This window comes from Rhizobium sp. LC145 (assembly GCF_001005825.1).
Taxonomy (GTDB): domain Bacteria; phylum Pseudomonadota; class Alphaproteobacteria; order Rhizobiales; family Rhizobiaceae; genus Neorhizobium.
Genome location: NZ_LBHV01000004.1, coordinates 642,074 through 658,634, shown reverse-complemented (window position 1 = coordinate 658,634; position 16,561 = coordinate 642,074). Strand labels below are relative to the sequence as shown.

The 16,561-nt window shown below is 62.8% G+C and carries 13 protein-coding genes and 1 pseudogene; 11 read left to right on the top strand and 3 right to left on the bottom strand.

Going from position 1 to position 16,561, the window contains the following annotated elements; all coding sequences use genetic code 11:
* Positions 1-18: 18 nt before the first annotated feature.
* Together YH62_RS14725 and YH62_RS14720 are read right to left on the bottom strand one after the other, a co-directional pair.
* Positions 19-1,050 (bottom strand): Gfo/Idh/MocA family oxidoreductase, encoded by a 1,032-nt coding sequence (locus YH62_RS14725; protein ID WP_046794948.1) that lies wholly within the window; start codon positions 1,048-1,050, stop codon positions 19-21.
* Positions 1,047-2,033 (bottom strand): zinc-binding dehydrogenase, encoded by a 987-nt coding sequence (locus YH62_RS14720; protein WP_046794947.1) that lies wholly within the window; start codon positions 2,031-2,033, stop codon positions 1,047-1,049. The genes YH62_RS14725 and YH62_RS14720 overlap by 4 nt, the downstream gene beginning before the upstream one ends.
* A 218-nt stretch (positions 2,034-2,251) precedes the next feature.
* Here YH62_RS14720 and YH62_RS14715 point away from each other — a divergent pair, with 218 nt between their 5' ends.
* The 8 genes and pseudogenes from YH62_RS14715 (at position 2,252) to YH62_RS14680 (ending at position 10,708) form a co-directional block, all read left to right on the top strand.
* Positions 2,252-3,361 (top strand): NAD-dependent epimerase/dehydratase family protein, encoded by a 1,110-nt coding sequence (locus YH62_RS14715; protein WP_082118368.1) that lies wholly within the window; start codon positions 2,252-2,254, stop codon positions 3,359-3,361.
* 26 nt (positions 3,362-3,387) lie between these two features.
* Positions 3,388-4,449: pseudogene (locus YH62_RS14710) on the top strand (SDR family NAD(P)-dependent oxidoreductase); the annotation flags it as partial.
* A gap of 38 nt (positions 4,450-4,487) precedes the next feature.
* Positions 4,488-5,561: a glycosyltransferase family 4 protein gene (locus YH62_RS14705; RefSeq protein ID WP_046795111.1), complete on the top strand. Its 1,074-nt coding sequence runs from the start codon at positions 4,488-4,490 to the stop codon at positions 5,559-5,561.
* 2 nt (positions 5,562-5,563) lie between these two features.
* Complete coding sequence (locus YH62_RS14700; protein ID WP_046794944.1) at positions 5,564-6,694, top strand: glycosyltransferase; 1,131 nt, start codon at positions 5,564-5,566, stop codon at positions 6,692-6,694.
* Complete coding sequence (locus YH62_RS14695) at positions 6,691-7,779, top strand: glycosyltransferase (RefSeq protein ID WP_046794943.1); 1,089 nt, start codon at positions 6,691-6,693, stop codon at positions 7,777-7,779. Before YH62_RS14700 ends, YH62_RS14695 begins: the two co-directional genes overlap by 4 nt.
* Positions 7,776-8,885, top strand: a complete 1,110-nt coding sequence (locus tag YH62_RS14690; RefSeq protein WP_046794942.1) for a glycosyltransferase — start codon at positions 7,776-7,778, stop codon at positions 8,883-8,885. The genes YH62_RS14695 and YH62_RS14690 overlap by 4 nt, the downstream gene beginning before the upstream one ends.
* Before the next feature lie 19 nt (positions 8,886-8,904).
* Complete coding sequence (locus YH62_RS14685; RefSeq protein ID WP_046794941.1) at positions 8,905-9,945, top strand: UDP-glucuronic acid decarboxylase family protein; 1,041 nt, start codon at positions 8,905-8,907, stop codon at positions 9,943-9,945.
* 4 nt (positions 9,946-9,949) lie between these two features.
* On the top strand, positions 9,950-10,708 hold the full coding sequence (locus tag YH62_RS14680) for a TIGR04290 family methyltransferase (protein WP_046794940.1): 759 nt from the start codon (positions 9,950-9,952) through the stop codon (positions 10,706-10,708).
* 4 nt (positions 10,709-10,712) lie between these two features.
* Here the strand turns inward: YH62_RS14680 and iolG are convergent, their stop codons facing one another.
* Positions 10,713-11,708 (bottom strand): inositol 2-dehydrogenase, encoded by a 996-nt coding sequence (iolG, locus tag YH62_RS14675; RefSeq protein ID WP_046794939.1) that lies wholly within the window; start codon positions 11,706-11,708, stop codon positions 10,713-10,715.
* A 171-nt stretch (positions 11,709-11,879) separates the two neighbouring features.
* Between iolG and YH62_RS14670 the strand changes: the two genes are divergently transcribed.
* The 3 genes from YH62_RS14670 to iolD all read left to right on the top strand — a co-directional run bounded on the left by YH62_RS14670 (position 11,880) and on the right by iolD (position 16,561).
* On the top strand, positions 11,880-12,695 hold the full coding sequence (locus YH62_RS14670) for a MurR/RpiR family transcriptional regulator (protein ID WP_046794938.1): 816 nt from the start codon (positions 11,880-11,882) through the stop codon (positions 12,693-12,695).
* 117 nt (positions 12,696-12,812) lie between these two features.
* Positions 12,813-14,741: a 5-dehydro-2-deoxygluconokinase gene (iolC, locus tag YH62_RS14665; RefSeq protein ID WP_046795110.1), complete on the top strand. Its 1,929-nt coding sequence runs from the start codon at positions 12,813-12,815 to the stop codon at positions 14,739-14,741.
* A complete protein-coding gene (gene iolD / locus YH62_RS14660; RefSeq protein WP_046794937.1) occupies positions 14,738-16,561 on the top strand; it encodes a 3D-(3,5/4)-trihydroxycyclohexane-1,2-dione acylhydrolase (decyclizing) in 1,824 nt (607 codons plus the stop codon). Before iolC ends, iolD begins: the two co-directional genes overlap by 4 nt.

Below are 16,561 nucleotides of genomic sequence, written 5' to 3'. Positions count from 1 at the left end.
CCAGCCAGATCCCTCTGCCTACCGGGCAGACCGGTAGATGTCGTCAAGCACGCTGGCGACTTCCACCAGCTTTTCGCAGGACCTGTCATAGGTCTCGCCCGCGGCGAGGCGAATGGCCCATTCGGCGGCGGCCCGGCCACCCCAGGCATCCGGCGGCTCAGTCAATATCTCCGTGGAGGTGCCCCGAAACCGCTCAGCCTTGAAATCATAGAACGAGCCATTGACGTTCCGCATCGCGGCGCCGCCATTCGTTCCGAAGAAGCTCGCGCCGATAACAGCCTCGCGGCCTGCCTGCAATCTCCAGGAACAGGCGATCCGCACGATCGCGCCGCTTTCGAGCACGAGTGTAGAGACGGCGAAGTCCTCAACCTGCTCGCTGCCTGCCGGCAGGGGAGTACCGCCGTTCATCAAGTGGCTTTGGACCTGGGCCACCTTTGGAAAATCCAACGACCAGAGCGCCAGGTCCACCAAATGGACGCCGAGATCCATCACGCAGCCGCCGCCGGACAGCGCCTTGTCATAGAACCAGGGCTTGTCCGGGCCATAGGCGTTGTGGAAGGTAAGGTCGGTCGCGAAGATTTCGCCGAGTTCCCCTGACCGGATCAGATCGCGGATTTTGCGCATGGCTTCCGTCTGGCGATAGGAGAGATCGACAGCGAGCAGCCGGTCGGCGGCGCGGGCCGCTTCCACGACCAATCGAACTTCTTCCGCGGTGCGGCCGAGCGGTTTCTGGCAAAAAACAGAGATGCCCTTTCGCAATGCGCGGATCGACTGTTCCGCGTGCCGAGCGCTCGGGGTCGCGATCACAATGCCGTCGAGGTCATAGCCGAGCAATTCGTCGAGACCGGCCGCGAGCTCGGCTGCCGGGGCGAGTTCTCGCGCCTCCGCCACCATTTCGGGGGAAGGATCGGCGATCACCACGGCCTCTGCTGCGCCGGTCTCGAGGATTGCCTTCATCCGATGACGGCCGATCCAGCCGACACCGAGGAAGCCCAACCTCACCGACCTGGAAGGAGAGCGCAGATTTCGTTCCGGGGCCATTTCGTTCATGGATAGATCACCAATGCCTTGAGGAAACCTTCGGGGCGATCGCGCGTGGCGTTGAGAGCCTCGTCCAGTTCTTCCAGCCGATAGCGATGTGTATAGAGAGGCAGCGGATCGAGCCGGCCTTCCGTCACGGCATCGACGGCTTCCCGGATGCCTTGCATATAGACTTGCGCATCCCGCTCATGGGCGTTGACGACGTCCAGCCCCCGCCAGTTCCAGAGCTGCATGTTCACCTGTCGCGGCCCGTCCTGATGATAGCCGGCGATGATGAGCCTGCCTCGTTCGCGGGTGAGTTCGGCGGCGAGGTCGAGCGGCCATTGTTTGCCGGTCGCCTCGATCACTCGGTCGCAGAAATTTCCGCCGGTGAGCTGCCTCACTTTCTCGATGATCTCCCAGTGATCCTTCATCTCGATCACGTCCGCAGCGCCCATCGCCTTCGCCAGATCGAGTGAGAAGCGACGCCGCGAAATGGCGATCACGCGTGTTCCTGCCCTTGATGAAAGCTGCGTCAGCAGGGTGCCCAGAAAGCCGATGCCGATGATCGCCACCGTCTGTCCGGCGGAGATTTCGGCGCGGCGCAAGATGTTCATGGCGCAGCCGAGCGGTTCTCCGGGAAACGGTTTGCCTGCGAGCTGCTCGGGCAGTTTGACGACCGCATCGGCCGGCGCGGTGTCGTATCCGGCATAGGCGTGATAGCTCAATGCGGCGACACGATCTCCCACATCGAGCCCTTCAACGCCTTCACCAATCGCGTCGATCGCCCCCCAACCCTCGTGGCCGAGGCCTCCGGGCTCCGTCGGAAAGCGCATCCATTCGGGCCCGGCCCATGGAGCAAGGTTGGATGCACAGACACCGCACCCATCGAGTTTCACGCGCACCTCGCCGGAACCCGGCTCCGGGACCGGTACGTGCCGCACCTCCAGCCGGCCGGGGCCGGTAACCACGGCGGCCGGCATCGTCCGTACCTTCGTCATGACGCTGTTCATCCTCGCCCCTTCCGGTTTTGCGGAGCCGCAATCTCGCGAAGGATTAATGGCGGAAGCCAGGTTCGGTTCCTGGCAAAGAAGACATTGAAGTTGATGTCAAAGATGAACCTGCGGCTAGCCCCTTCGCCTGAAAGGGAAAACGGCCGGAACATTTCTGCTGAAGCTTTGTTCCGCCCTCGTATGCATCATCATCAACCCTCGAACGACAGGTGGGCTCCGTGCTTCAAAAAGTGCTCATTACCGGAGGATGCGGCTTCATTGGCCGCTATGTCACAGAGGAAATGCGCAGTGGCGGCTATTCGATCCGCATCCTCGACGCGATGATCGATCAGGTCCACGGCGAAGGCTCTGCCAGTGTGCCGGAAGGTGTCGAATTCCTGCGGGGCGATGTCTGTGACAAAGGGGCCGTCACCGAGGCCTTGCAGGATGTCGACTCCGTCATCCATCTCGCCGCCGAAGTGGGCGTGGGGCAATCCATGTACGAGATCGCCCGTTACGTCGGCTGCAATGATCTCGGGACGGCTGTCCTGCTCGAATCCATGATCGGCACGCCGGTGAAACGTGTCGTCGTCGCCTCGTCGATGAGCGTCTATGGCGAGGGCCTCTACAAGACCGCCGATGGCCAGAGGCTGGGGCAGGTCCGGCGCAGGGCGTCGCGGGTCAAGGCGGGCGAGTGGGAGCCGCTCGGTCCCAATGGCGAGGCGCTCACGCCTGTGCCGACCGACGAGGAAAAGCCGGTCGATCTCGCCTCCATCTATGCGCTTACGAAATATGCGCAAGAGAAGCAGGTGCTGATCTACGGCGAAGCCTATGGCGTCGAGGCGATCGCCCTCAGATTGTTCAACGTCTTCGGGGCGGGTCAGGCACTCTCCAACCCCTATACGGGGGTGCTCGCGAATTTCGCCTCGCGGCTCGCGAACGGCCAATCGCCGATGATCTTCGAGGACGGCAGGCAGAGGCGCGATTTCGTGCATGTGAAGGATGTCGCCCGTGCTTTCCGCCTGGCGATCGAAAAGCCGAATGCGGCCGGCCACGTCATCAATATTGCCAGCGGCCAATCCTATACGGTCGCCGATGTCGCCCTGCTGCTGGCGGAGGCGATGGGTGTGCCGGGGATCACGCCCGACATCATGCACAAGGCGCGCTCCGGCGATATCCGCAATTGCTTCGCCGATATCTCCAAGGCACGCGAACTCCTGGGTTTCGAGCCGCGATACCGGCTGGAAAATTCGCTCGGTGAGTTCGCCGAATGGGTGCGCGGCGCGGTGGCTGTCGATCGCGGCGCGGAAATGAAACGGCAACTGGAAGAGCGGGGACTTGTGTCATGAGCGCATCCGGTTCCGCATCCCGCAAGGCGGCTCCGATCGTCGTGACGGGCGGCAGCGGCTTCATCGGAACCAATCTCGCGGAAAGCTTTCTCGCCGAAGGCGAGGAAGTCGTGATCCTCGACAATCTCAGCCGGCCGGGCGTCGAACAGAACCTCGCCTGGCTCAGGAAGCGGCATGGCGACCGGGTGCATCCGGTGCTGGCAGACGTGCGGGATCCCGGCGCGATCGAAACGGCCTTTGTCGACGCGAAGGCGGTCTTCCATTTCGCAGCCCAGACGGCGGTGACGACCAGTCTTGCCGATCCAATCGCGGATTTCGAGGCGAATGCCCGCGGCACCATCAATGTGCTGGAGGCGGTGCGCCGGGCGGGCAGAAAGGCGCCGGTGATCTTCGCAAGCACCAACAAGGTTTACGGTGCGCTTGAGGATGTCAGGATGCTGGAGCTCGACGACCGCTATATTCCCGCCAGCGAGGACGTGCGTGAGCACGGTATCGGGGAAGCTCGGCCGCTCGACTTCTGCACGCCCTATGGATGCTCCAAGGGTGTCGCCGACCAGTACGTGCTCGATTATGCCAAGTCCTTCGGTATTCCGACCGCCGTGCTCCGGATGAGCTGCATCTACGGACCGCGTCAGTTCGGGACCGAGGACCAGGGATGGGTGGCGCATTTCCTCATTCGCGCGCTCGCCGGCGAGCCGGTCTCCATCTACGGCAACGGAAAGCAGGTGCGCGACGTCCTGCACGTGGACGATGCGGTCGCGGCCTATCGCGCCGTGCTTGCGGCGATCGACCGGGTGAGCGGGCAGGTGTTCAATCTCGGCGGCGGCACTGGAAACGCAGTCAGCATCCTCTCCGTGCTGCACGAGATCGAAAAACTCACCGGCCGGCCGCTCGAAACCTCCTTCAGCGAATGGCGCGCGGGTGACCAGTATTTCTTCGTGGCCGATACGCGGAAGCTGGAAAACCGCCTCGGATGGCAGGCGCGGGTGCGCTGGCGGGCCGGCCTTCGGCATCTGGCCGAATGGTTGGTCGAGCATCGCTTCGGAGGCGCGCCGATCCTCGACGAACGAAGGAGGGTTACGGCATGAACGGAGCAAAGAACAAGGCCGGTGTCCGCCGCGTACTGATGAGCCTCGATGCCGTCGGCGGGGTATGGCGTTATGCGATGGATCTGGCCGCGGCGCTGAAGGCAAGGGATACGGAGGTCGTCTTTGCCGGCTTCGGTCCACCGCCATCCGACGACCAAAGGAAGGAAGCCGAAGCGATCGGCAAGCTCGTCTGGCTTGAGGCGCCGCTCGATTGGATGGTGCGCGGCGAGGCTGCCGTCGAGGCTGTGCCGCAGCTGATAGCCGACCTCGTGGCGAGGGAGAATGTCGATCTCGTCCATCTCAATCTTCCCTCCCAGGCGGCAGGGCTCCGCGTGCCCGTGCCCGTGGTGGTGTTTTCCCATTCCTGCGTCGTGACCTGGTTCGCCGCGGTACGCGGTACGTCCGTGCCGGACGACTGGCGCTGGCAATATAGCCTCAATCGGGAAGGCTTCGACCGGGCGGACGCGGTGCTGGCGCCGAGCCACAGCCATGCTCTGATGCTGGAAGAGGCCTATGGCCCGATCTCCAACCTGCACGTGGTTCATAATGCAAGCAGCCTGGAAAACCTGCCGGGTCCGAAAAAGGATTTCGTCCTTGCCGTCGGGCGCTGGTGGGACGAGGGCAAGAACGGCGCGATCCTCGACCGGGCCGCCCGCGCAATCCGCTGGCCGGTGATCATGGCCGGCGCAAATAGCGGCCCCAACGGGCAATATCTGGAGCTTGGCAACGTTTATCATCGGGGCGAACTCTCCCACCGCCGGGCCATGGTGTTGATGCGGCAGGCGGCGATCTTCGTTTCGCCGTCGATCTACGAGCCGTTTGGCCTCGCACCCCTGGAAGCGGCGCGTGCCGGTGCCGCCCTCGTGCTTTCCGATATCCCGGTCTACCGGGAGCTGTGGGATGGCTGCGCCGTCTTTGCTGATCCGCGTGCTTCACAGGCGTTTGCCGATGCCGTCAACGGATTGGCGGAGAATACCGATCATCGGGCCGCGATCGCGGTGAAGGCCTATGAGCGATCGAATGCCTTCACCGTCGAGGCGCAGGCGGCTGTCGTGAAGAGCATCTACGAGCACCTTTTTCGGCGCAACCACACCCTGACGGCCGCGGAGTGACCATGAAGTTCGTCTTCTACACCCATTCGCTCGTTTCGGACTGGAACCATGGCAACGCGCATTTCCTTCGCGGCGTAATGCGTGATCTCGTTCGACGCGGGCACCGGGCACTGGCGCTCGAACCGGAAGGGGCCTGGAGCCGGGAGAACCTCCTGCGCGAACAGGGGCCGGCCGCGCTGCGGACATTCGGCGAGACCTTTCCCGAACTCAAGTCACGGATCTATGAGAATGGCTTCGACCACGAGGCCACGATCGAAGATGCCGATGTCGTCGTGGTGCATGAATGGACCGAACCGGCGCTGGTGGCGAGACTTGGCCGCGCCCGCAGGAATGGCGGCCGCTTCACGCTGCTCTTTCATGATACCCATCATCGTGCGGTTTCGGCCGAGAAGGATATCGCCGGCCTCGACCTCAGCGATTATGACGGCGTTCTTGCTTTCGGCGAAACCCTGCGCCAGCGTTATCTGCGGACCGGCTGGGGCAGGGCGGTGTTCACCTGGCACGAGGCGGCGGACGACGTGTTGTTCAGGCCGATGCCGGACGTGGAAAAGGCCGGCGATCTCATCTGGATCGGCAATTGGGGCGATGACGAGCGGTCCGCCGAGATCGCCGAGTTTCTTGTGCGACCGGCCAGGAGGCTCGGGCTCAGGACCATGGTTCGCGGCGTGCGATATCCCAAGCCGGCGCTTGCCGCACTCAAGGATGCCGGCATCTCCTATGGCGGCTGGATCGCCAATGCGGAGGTTCCACTCGCCTTCGCCTGGCACCGGGCGACGATGCATATTCCCCGGCGTCCCTATGTGCGGAACCTGCCGGGCATTCCGACCATCCGCGTCTTCGAAGCGCTCGCCTGCGGCATTCCGCTGGTCTCTGCCCCTTGGGACGATGCCGAGCATCTCTTCCGTCCCGGCATGGATTATCTCGTCGCCCGCAACGGGAAGGAGATGGAAAGGCTGCTGAACGAGGTCCTTTCCGACCCCGGTCTCGCAAGGGACCTTGCCGCCTCAGGGCTCGAGACCGTTCGGGCGCGGCATACCTGCCGCCATCGCGTCGATGAGCTGTTCGCGATCCTCGAAGAAATCGGTACGGCTCGCGTCATGCAGAAACTGAAGCCAAGGGAGGCCGCCGAATGAAGATCGCCTTTTACGGATCGAGCCTTATTTCCGCCTATTGGAACGGTGCCGCCACCTATTATCGCGGGCTGCTTCGCGCGCTGGCGGAAAAGGGATACGACATCACCTTCTACGAGCCGGATGTCTACGACCGGCAGAAGAACCGCGATATCGACCCGCCCGATTGGTGCAAGGTCGTGGTTTATGAAGGCACGGTCGAGGCGCTCGGCCGCGTGGCGGCGGAGGCAAGGCGAGCCGATATCGTCGTCAAGGCGAGCGGCGTCGGCTTCGAGGACGATCTTTTGCTTTCGCAGGTGTTATCCGCCGCCCGGTCGGGTGCGTTGAAGATATTCTGGGATGTGGATGCGCCGGCCACACTTGCCGAACTCCGCGCGAATCCCGGTCATCCGCTGCGCCTGGCGCTTGCCGATGTCGATCTCGTGCTCACCTATGGCGGCGGTGAACCGGTGGTGGATGCCTACCGCGCGGTCGGGGCGGCGGATTGCGTGCCCATCTATAACGCCCTCGATCCCGAAACCCATCACCCGGTGCCGGAGAACCGGCGCTTTGCCGCCGATCTCGGCTTTCTCGGAAACCGCCTGCCGGACCGTGAAGCGCGCGTCGAGCATTTCTTCCTCGAACCCGCTTTCCGTCTGCCGGGACAGACGTTCCTGCTCGGCGGCTCCGGCTGGCAGGACAAGCCGATGCCGCCGAATGTCGGATATATCGGCCATGTCTCAACGCGGGATCATAACGCCTTCAACGTCACGCCCAAGGCGGTGCTCAATATCTCGCGCGCGAGCATGGCGGAAAACGGCTTCTCGCCGGCAACCCGTGTCTTCGAGGCCGCTGGAGCAGGCGCCTGCCTCATCACCGATCATTGGGAAGGAATCGATCTCTTCCTGAAGCCGGGCGAGGAGGTGCTGGTCGCCCGCGACGGACAGGATGTTGCCGATCTTCTCGCCGGCCTCAGCCGTGAGCGGGCAAAGACGATCGGGGAGCGGGCGCTCGCCCGCGTGCTTGCCGAGCACACCTATGTCCATCGCGCCGAGAAGGTGGATGCGATCTTCCGCGCTCATGCCGCCAGAGGGGAGGCCGCCGCATGACGAAACCGCTCGACATCGTCTTCCTCGGCCTGACGCTTTCTTCTTCCTGGGGAAACGGCCATGCCACTACATTCAGGGCATTGATCCGCGGCCTCGAGGCGGAGGGGCATTCCGTGCTGTTCCTGGAACGGGACGTGCCCTGGTATGCGAACCAGCGCGACATGTCCGATCCGGACTTCTGCCAACTTGCCTACTATTCCGACATCGATGAGGTGGTTCAGCTCTATTCCGACCGCATCCGGTCTGCCGATGCGGTCATCATCGGCTCCTATGTGCCGGCCGGTGTCGCGTTGATCGACGAGGTGGTGGCGCTTCGGCCGAGGCGGCTCTGCTTTTACGATATCGACACGCCGGTCACACTCGCCAAGCTCGACCGCGGCGATGAGGAATATCTGGCGCTCAGGCAAGTGCCGCTTTTCGATGCCTATTTCTCTTTTTCGGGCGGCGAGGTGCTGACGCGGCTGGAACGCGAGTACCGCTCGCGTAACGCTGTGGCGCTCTATTGCTCCGTTGATGCCGGCCGGTACAGGAACACGGGCGAGGGCCTATGCTGGGATCTCGGCTATCTCGGCACCTATAGCCCGGACCGCCAGCCGACGCTCGAAAGCCTGTTGATCGAGCCTGCGCACCGGCTGCCGCAGATGCGCTTCGTGGTGGCCGGCCCGAAATATCCCAGAGAGATCGACTGGCCGGAGAATGTCGAGCGGATCGAACATCTGCCGCCTGCAGAACATCCCTCCTTCTACAGCCGACAGCGCTTTACGCTCAACGTCACGCGATCCGACATGATCGCGGCGGGCTGGTCGCCGAGCGTGCGGCTGTTCGAAGCCGCTGCCTGCGGCACGCCGATCATCAGCGATTTCTGGCGCGGGCTCGATGACCTTCTGCCGGATGGCGAGGCGTTGGTCATCGCACGGCAGGCCGAAGACGTGGTCGAGGCCCTGACGCGGATCGACGAAGACCACCGCAAGGCTATCGCGGCGGCGGCTGAGGCGCGCGTGATCGGCGGTCATACCGGCCTTGCCCGCGCCCGCGAGCTCGTAAGCGCGCTTGAGAACATAGAGGCGCGGGCGCCGCTCGCCATCCAGGAACGGATTTCAGCTTGAAGCTCAAGGAGAGTGTCGAATGCTGCAACGGACCCGAAACGGAAAAGGCAAGACCATTCTCGTGGCCGGCGGTGCCGGTTTCGTCGGCTCGCATCTTTGCGATGCGCTGCTCGCCCAGGGCGACCGGGTGATCTGCGTCGACAGCTACATCACCGGATCGGAAGCCAATGTGCGGCCGCTGATGAACCATCCCGAGTTTCGAATGATCGAGAAGGATATCTGCGATCTCCATGACATGGACGAGCAGCTGGACCAGATCTACAATCTCGCCTGCGCTGCCTCGCCGCCGCAATACCAGGCGGATCCTATCCATACGATGATGACCTGCGTGGCCGGCACCGGCAATCTGCTGGCGCTCGCCGAACGGCATGGAGCTTCCTTCCTGCAGGCGTCGACAAGCGAAGTCTACGGCAATCCGCAAGTCCATCCGCAGCGGGAGGATTATCAGGGAAACGTCAACTGCACCGGTCCGAGAGCCTGTTATGACGAGGGCAAGCGTGCGGCAGAGACGCTTTGCTTCGATGTGCTTCGCGCCGGCCGTGTGGACGCGCGCGTCGCCCGCATCTTCAACACCTATGGCCCGCGCATGCAGCCGAATGACGGGCGCATCGTCTCCAACCTGATCGTCCAGGCACAGTCGGGCGAGCCGCTCACCATCTATGGCAGCGGAGAACAGACCCGCTCCTTCTGCTACGTCTCTGATATGGTGGCTGGCCTGATCGCGCTGATGGACGTCGACCCCAATCCCAAAGGTCCCGTCAATCTCGGCAATCCGGGGGAATTCACCATCAACGAACTGGCGGACATGGTGCTCGCCATGGTGCCGTCCTCCTCCAAGATCGTCCACAGATCATTGCCGAAGGACGATCCGCAGCGCCGTCGGCCCGACATTTCCCTGGCCAAGGCGCTTTTGAAATGGGAGCCGACCATACCGCTTTCGCAAGGATTGCGCCAGACGGTGGACTGGTTCTCCACGACGCCTCTCCATCATGAGCGACCGCGGATCAAACCGCCTCTTCGGCGGTTGTCGAATTCGACGGGCATTTCCCTGGGAGCTTGAAGGCATGGATGCGAGGACGAACAGGGCAAGATCGGATCTGGAGGAAAAGATCGCGGAACTGGGCCCCTGGTTCCACAACATGGAGATCGGCGGGGTCAGGACCGCGCCGGATCATTTCCTCGGAGACTATCCCGCCTTCAAATGGGCGAAGTTCAAGCACGTATTGCCCGACGATCTCCAGGGCCGCAGCGTGCTCGACATCGGCTGCAATGCGGGTTTCTATTCACTCGAGATGAAGCGGCGCAATGCCGGCCGGGTGCTCGGAATCGATTCCGATCCGCACTATCTGCGGCAGGCGAGGTTCGCGGCGGAATATTCGGGCTTGGAAATCGAATTCCGGGAAATGTCGGTCTATGACGTGGCGAAGCTCGGCGCGATGTTCGATCTCGTGATCTTCATGGGCGTGCTCTATCACCTGCGCCATCCGCTGCTCGCGCTCGACCTGATCCACGATCACGTCGTCGGCGACCTCATGCTGTTCCAGTGCCTGCAGCGGGGCAGTGAGCGCATTCCCGACCTTGCGGGAGACTATGACTTCTCCGAGGAGGATATCTTCGACCGCCCGGATTACCCGAAGCTCTTCTTCGTGGAGGAGCGCTATGCTTCCGACCCGACCAACTGGTTCTTCCCGAACAAGGCGGCGACGGAAGCCATGCTCAGGAGCTCCGGTTTCGTGATCGAGGCCAATCCCGAACCGGAGGTCTATCTCTGCCGGCGCGGGGAGCGGCACTATGCGGCCGATCCCCCGCCAATCCCGAGATGAGGCTTCAATAGCTGACGGTGACCGCCTTGCCTTCTCTCGCCGCGCGAACGGCCGCATCCGCGAGCGTCAGCGCGATCAACCCGTCCTCCGCTGTGGGCGAAGGCGGCGTGCCACCCTCCAGGTTGTCGATGAAGGCGGAGATTTCCGCGGCATAGGCCGCCGTGTAGCGCGTCATGAAGAAATCATGCAGCGGCGGGCGGGTATAGCCGTCTTTGGTGGCGAGCTCGATCGATACCGGCCGCTGGTTTTCCGCTGAAACCGAGCCGAGCGAGCCGTGCACCTCGATGCGCTGATCGTAGCCGTAGCTTGCGCGCCGCGAATTCGAGATCACGCATTGCCGTCCGCTCGCCGTCGTGAGGATCAGGCTCGCGCTGTCGTAGTCGCCGAGTTCGCCAATCTTGGGATCGACGAGCACGGAGCCCGAGGCCATGACGCTGACGATCTCTTCCCCGAGCAGGAAGCGGGCCATGTCGAAATCATGAATGGTCATGTCGCGGAAGATGCCGCCGGAGACCTTGATATATTCCGCGGGCGGCGGGCCTGGATCGCGGCTGGTGATGGTCACCATTTCCACCGTGCCGATCTTTCCGTCGTCGATTGCCTGGCGCACGGCGCGGAAATGCGGGTCGAAGCGGCGGTTGAAGCCGAGCATGACCTTGGCGCCGGTCTTGCGCACCGTTTCTAGGCAGGCTCTCGCACGAGCTACGTCGAGATCAATTGGCTTTTCGCAGAAGATCGCCTTGCCGGCCTTGGCGAAACGCTCGATCAGGTCGGCATGGGTATTCGTGGGGGTGCAGATGATGACCGCATCGATCGCCGGATCGGCTTCTACCGCATCCACCGTGCTGACCCGGCAGCCGGCGCCGTCGGCGATCGCCTGAGCCGCCGCAGGCATGGCGTCCACGACCGCGACGAGCTTCGCCCGCTTGTCCTCCGCGATCGCGCGGGCATGCACCTTGCCAATGCGCCCGGCTCCGAGCAGCGCCAGTTTCGTCACCATGTGTCTCCTCTCAAGGATGCCTGAGCCATTCCATTCAAAGCCGTCTTCTGCTTGCGCCATAGGCCCGAACTGATAGTGCTCGAATTGTCCAAATCTCGATTTGGAATATATGTTCTATTTTGCTAGATTGCGATTTCGTTCATGTCAAGCGGTGAAACGGGAAGTGAAGTCATGGGAGAGACCGGCGGGCCGGCCACCATCAAGGCGTTCGAGGAGCGCTTGCTGGAAGTGTCGGAAGACCTTCCGAAGCGTTTGCGCCAATGCGCCGACTATGTTGCGGCCAACAAGGACCGCATTGCTGTCTCCACGGTGGCGGAGATGGCGGAAGGAGCCGGCGTCCAGCCTTCCGCGTTCATGCGCTTTTGCCAGATTCTCGGCTTTTCCGGCTTTTCGGAAATGCAGCGGCTGTTTCGCGATTCCTATGTGGGCGGCTGGCCGGACTATTCGACGCGCCTGCATCATCTGCGGGAAAAGGCGGAGGGCAGCCCCTCTGCGCTGCTTGCAGAGTTCGTGGAGGCGGGGCGCGCTTCGCTGGAAAACCTCCTGAAGACGATCGAGCCGCAGACCATAGAACAGGCGGTGCAGGCGCTCGCCGGCGCCCATATGATCCATATCATCGGGCTGAGGCGTTCCTTTCCCGTTGCCAGCTATATGGCTTACGCCTTCGAGAAGATGGATGTGCCGGCCATGCTGCACAGCGCCGTCGGTCGTCTCGACAATCGCAATGCCATCCGCTCCGGGGATGTGCTGCTCGCCATCACCTTTTCCCCTTATTCGTCCGAGACCATAGAGCTCGTGGAGTCGGTAAGGGAACGCGGCATTCCGGTGGTGGCGCTCACGGATACGATCGTCAGCCCTTTGCGGAAATTCGATGCGATTGCGCTCTCTGTCTCGGAGGTGGATTTCGGCGCTTTCCGCTCGCTTTCGGCGACCCTCTGTCTCGCGATCGCGCTTTCGGTTGCTGTCGGGACACGACGGTCTGGCTGAATATTCATATTGAAATGTGAAAAAATGGAATTTATAGTCTATTATTGACAGTGTCCGGAATTGCCGAACGGAGGGGCGGTTCCGGAAGCGGGCTTCGCCGTCGGCAGGGAGGGAACTTTGACGCCACTCGATCTCATCACGATCGGCAGATCGTCCGTCGATCTCTATGGCGCTCAGGTCGGCGGACGCCTGGAGGACATGGCTTCCTTCAACAAATATATCGGAGGTTCGCCGACCAATATCGCCGCGGGCGCTGCCCGGCTTGGGCTCAGATCGGCGGTGATCACGCGGGTCGGCGCAGAGCATATGGGCCGCTTCATCCGCGAACAGCTCATCCGCGAAAATGTCGATGTCCGCGGGGTCAAGACCGATCCGGAACGGCTGACAGCGCTGGTTCTGCTCGGCATTCGCGACGAGCATCAGTTCCCGCTGATCTTCTACCGCGAGAACTGCGCCGACATGGCGCTTTGCGAGGACGATATCGATCCGGCCTTCATCGCCGAGGCGCGTTGCGTCTGCGCCACCGGCACGCATCTGTCCCACCCGAATACCGAAGCGGCCGTATTGAAGGCCTTGCGGCTTGCAAGGGAGAACGGCGCCCGTACCGCGCTCGATATCGATTACCGCCCCAATCTCTGGGGGCTTGCGGGGCACGAGGCGGGCGAAAGCCGCTTCATCGAATCTCGCAAGGTGACTGCCAAGCTGCAATCCACGCTTCATCTTTTCGACCTGATCGTCGGCACGGAGGAGGAATTCCATATCGCCGGCGGCTCTACCGATACGCTGGATGCGCTGAAGGCGGTGCGCAGAGTTTCGAATGCGGCGCTGGTCTGCAAGCGCGGGCCGCTCGGCGCGGTGGTTTTCGAGGGCCAAATTCCGGGCAGCCTGGACGACGGGCAAACCGGGCAGGGCTTCCCGATCGAAGTCTTCAACGTGCTCGGCGCCGGTGACGGCTTCATGGCCGGCCTCATGAAGGGCTGGCTCACCGGCGAGGATTGGCCGACGGCTTTGAAATACGCGAATGCCTGCGGTGCTTTCGCGGTTTCGCGGCATGGCTGCACGCCCGCCTATCCAAGCTGGGAGGAGCTGCAGTATTTCTTCCGCACCGGCATACAAAACAAGGCGCTGCGCAAGGACGCGGCGCTGGAACAGGTTCACTGGTCCACCACGCGCACAGGCGACTGGCCGGAAATCCGGGTTTTCGCGTTCGATCATCGCATGCAACTGGAAGCCATCGCCAAGGAAGCCGGGAAAGAACAGGCCTTGATCGACGACTTCAAGGCGCTCTGCCTCAGGGCCGCACTGGAGGTTTCGGGGGACCGGCACGGCTACGGCATTCTCTGTGACAACCGCCTTGGGCGCGAGACCCTCTACAAGGCGACGGGGACCGGTCTCTGGATCGGCCGGCCGGTCGAATGGCCGGGGTCGCGACCGCTGACGCTTGAGCCGGAGCTTGGCCCCGATTTCGGCGGGCTCAACGAATGGCCGCTCGATAACGTCGCCAAGGTGCTCTGCTTCTATCATCCGGACGATGCGCGGCAGATGCGAGCCGAGCAGGAAGCCGTCATCCAGCGCCTCTTTGCGGCGACGCGTCGGAACCGGCTGGAAATGCTGCTGGAAGTCATTCCCTCCAAGGTTGGCCCGACGGATGACCGGACGGTGGCGCGGGTGATCGAGCGTTTCTACGAAATCGGCATCTATCCGGACTGGTGGAAGCTCGAGCCGATGAAGACCGAAGCTTCCTGGGCCAATGCCTGCGAAGCGATCCTGAAGCACGATCCCTATACGCGTGGTATCGTTGTGCTTGGTCTCGATGCGCCGATGGCGGAGCTCAGGGAGAGCCTCAAGACGGCCGCACGCTTCGATCTCGTCAAAGGTTTTGCTGTGGGGCGAACGATCTTCGGCGAGGCTGCGCGGCGATGGTTTGCGGGCGAGATCGGCGACGAGGAGGCGGTGGCCGATATGGCAGGCAAATACCGCGACCTCTGCATGTTCTGGGATGCGGTTCGCGCGGAGGCGAAAAGCGGAAAGGGAGAGACAAGATGAAAACCGTGAGGCTGACGGCGGCGCAGGCGATGGTGCGCTACCTCGCCAATCAGATGACCGAGGAGGGCGTGCCCTTCATTTCCGGCGTGTGGGCGATCTTCGGCCACGGCAATGTCGCAGGCATCGGCGAGGCGCTCGCAGGCGTCCAGGATGAGCTTCCGACCTATCGCGGCCAGAACGAGCAGTCCATGGCGCATGCGGCGATCGCCTATGCCAAGCAGCTTTGCCGCAAGCGAGCCATGGCGGTGACGTCCTCGATCGGACCGGGTGCTGCCAATATGGTGACGGCGGCGGCGCTCGCGCATGTGAACCGTTTGCCGGTGCTATTCATTCCGGGCGATGTCTTTGCCAATCGCGGGCCCGATCCGGTGCTGCAGCAGATTGAGGATTTCAGCGACGGCATCGCCACCGTCAACGATTGCTTCCGACCGGTCAGCCGTTATTTCGACCGTATCAGCCGGCCGGAACACCTGTTAACCGCGCTTCCGCGCGCCATGCGGGTGATGACCGATCCGGCCGATTGCGGCCCGGTGACGCTCGCCTTCTGCCAGGATGTGCAGGCCGAAGCTTATGATTATCCCGAGAGCTTCTTCGAGAAGAAGGTTTGGCACTGGCGGCGGCCGAGGCCGGACGAGAGCGAGCTGAAACGTGCCGTTGAGGCGATCAGGACCGCGAAACATCCGGTCATCGTGGCAGGCGGCGGCGTGCATTACTCCGGTGCGACGGAGGTGTTGCAGGATTTTGCCGCCAGGTTCTGCATTCCGGTGGTCGAGAGCCAGGCCGGCAAATCCGCACTGCCATGGGACCATGCCTGTAACTTTGGGCCCGTGGGCGTGACCGGTGCCACGAGCGCCAATGCGGTCTGCGAGAATGCCGATCTGGTGATCGGTGTCGGTACGCGATTCCAGGATTTCACCACCGGCTCCTGGGCGCTCTTCAAGAACCCGAAGCGGCGCATCCTTTCCTTGAACGTCCAGTCCTATGACAGCGTCAAGCATGAGGCCATTCCGCTTGTCTCCGACGCGAAAGTGGGCCTTGAGCTGATCAGCGCCGCGCTCGGCGAACATCGCTTCGAGGCGCCGGATGGCCGGCTGAAAGCCGAGTGGTTCGCGAAGGCCGACGCGGTGACGGCTGCGCCGAAGGAAGGCAACGTGCTGCCGACGGACATGCAGGTGATCGGCGCCGTACAGCGCGCCTCGCGCGACAATACCGTGGTCATGTGCGCCGCCGGCACCATGCCTGGAGAGCTGCACCAGCTCTGGAAGGCGGGCAGGCCGCTTTCCTATCACATGGAATACGGCTTTTCCTGCATGGGCTACGAGATCGCCGGCGGGCTCGGTATCAAGCTGGCGGAACCGGACCGCGACGTGATCGTGATGGTGGGCGACGGCTCCTACATGATGATGAATTCGGAGTTGGCAACCGCGGTTGCCATGGGCATGAAGATCACCGTGGTGGTTACCGACAATCGCGGCTACGGCTGCATCAACCGCCTGCAGATGGCGACCGGCGGGGCAGAGTTCAACAACCTCTACAAGCACACCAGCCAGGCCAATCCGATGCAGATTGATTTTGCCGCGCATGCCGCCTCCATGGGAGCGGGCGCGCGTAAGGTCTCGACCATCGCGGAACTGGAAACGGCGCTTGCCGAGGCGCGGGAGGCCGAGGCCGCAAGCGTGATCGTCATCGATACCGATCCTTATCCGACGCCGGATGCGGGCGGCTTCTGGTGGGATGTGGCGGTGCCGGAGGTTTCGGCGCGCAGGGAAGTGAACGAGGCTCGCGCCGCTTATGAGACTGCGCTGAAGGAAAGACGATAA

Coding starts and splice junctions, on each gene's coding strand:
- YH62_RS14690 (WP_046794942.1), top strand. CDS start 7,776: ATGACGAAACCGCTCGACATCGTCTTCCTCGGCCTGACGCTTTCTTCT.
- YH62_RS14725 (WP_046794948.1), bottom strand. CDS start 1,050: ATGAACGAAATGGCCCCGGAACGAAATCTGCGCTCTCCTTCCAGGTCG.
- YH62_RS14680 (WP_046794940.1), top strand. CDS start 9,950: ATGGATGCGAGGACGAACAGGGCAAGATCGGATCTGGAGGAAAAGATC.
- YH62_RS14705 (WP_046795111.1), top strand. CDS start 4,488: ATGAGCCTCGATGCCGTCGGCGGGGTATGGCGTTATGCGATGGATCTG.
- iolD (WP_046794937.1), top strand. CDS start 14,738: ATGAAAACCGTGAGGCTGACGGCGGCGCAGGCGATGGTGCGCTACCTC.
- YH62_RS14720 (WP_046794947.1), bottom strand. CDS start 2,033: ATGAACAGCGTCATGACGAAGGTACGGACGATGCCGGCCGCCGTGGTT.
- YH62_RS14695 (WP_046794943.1), top strand. CDS start 6,691: ATGAAGATCGCCTTTTACGGATCGAGCCTTATTTCCGCCTATTGGAAC.
- YH62_RS14670 (WP_046794938.1), top strand. CDS start 11,880: ATGGGAGAGACCGGCGGGCCGGCCACCATCAAGGCGTTCGAGGAGCGC.
- YH62_RS14685 (WP_046794941.1), top strand. CDS start 8,905: ATGCTGCAACGGACCCGAAACGGAAAAGGCAAGACCATTCTCGTGGCC.
- iolG (WP_046794939.1), bottom strand. CDS start 11,708: ATGGTGACGAAACTGGCGCTGCTCGGAGCCGGGCGCATTGGCAAGGTG.
- YH62_RS14700 (WP_046794944.1), top strand. CDS start 5,564: ATGAAGTTCGTCTTCTACACCCATTCGCTCGTTTCGGACTGGAACCAT.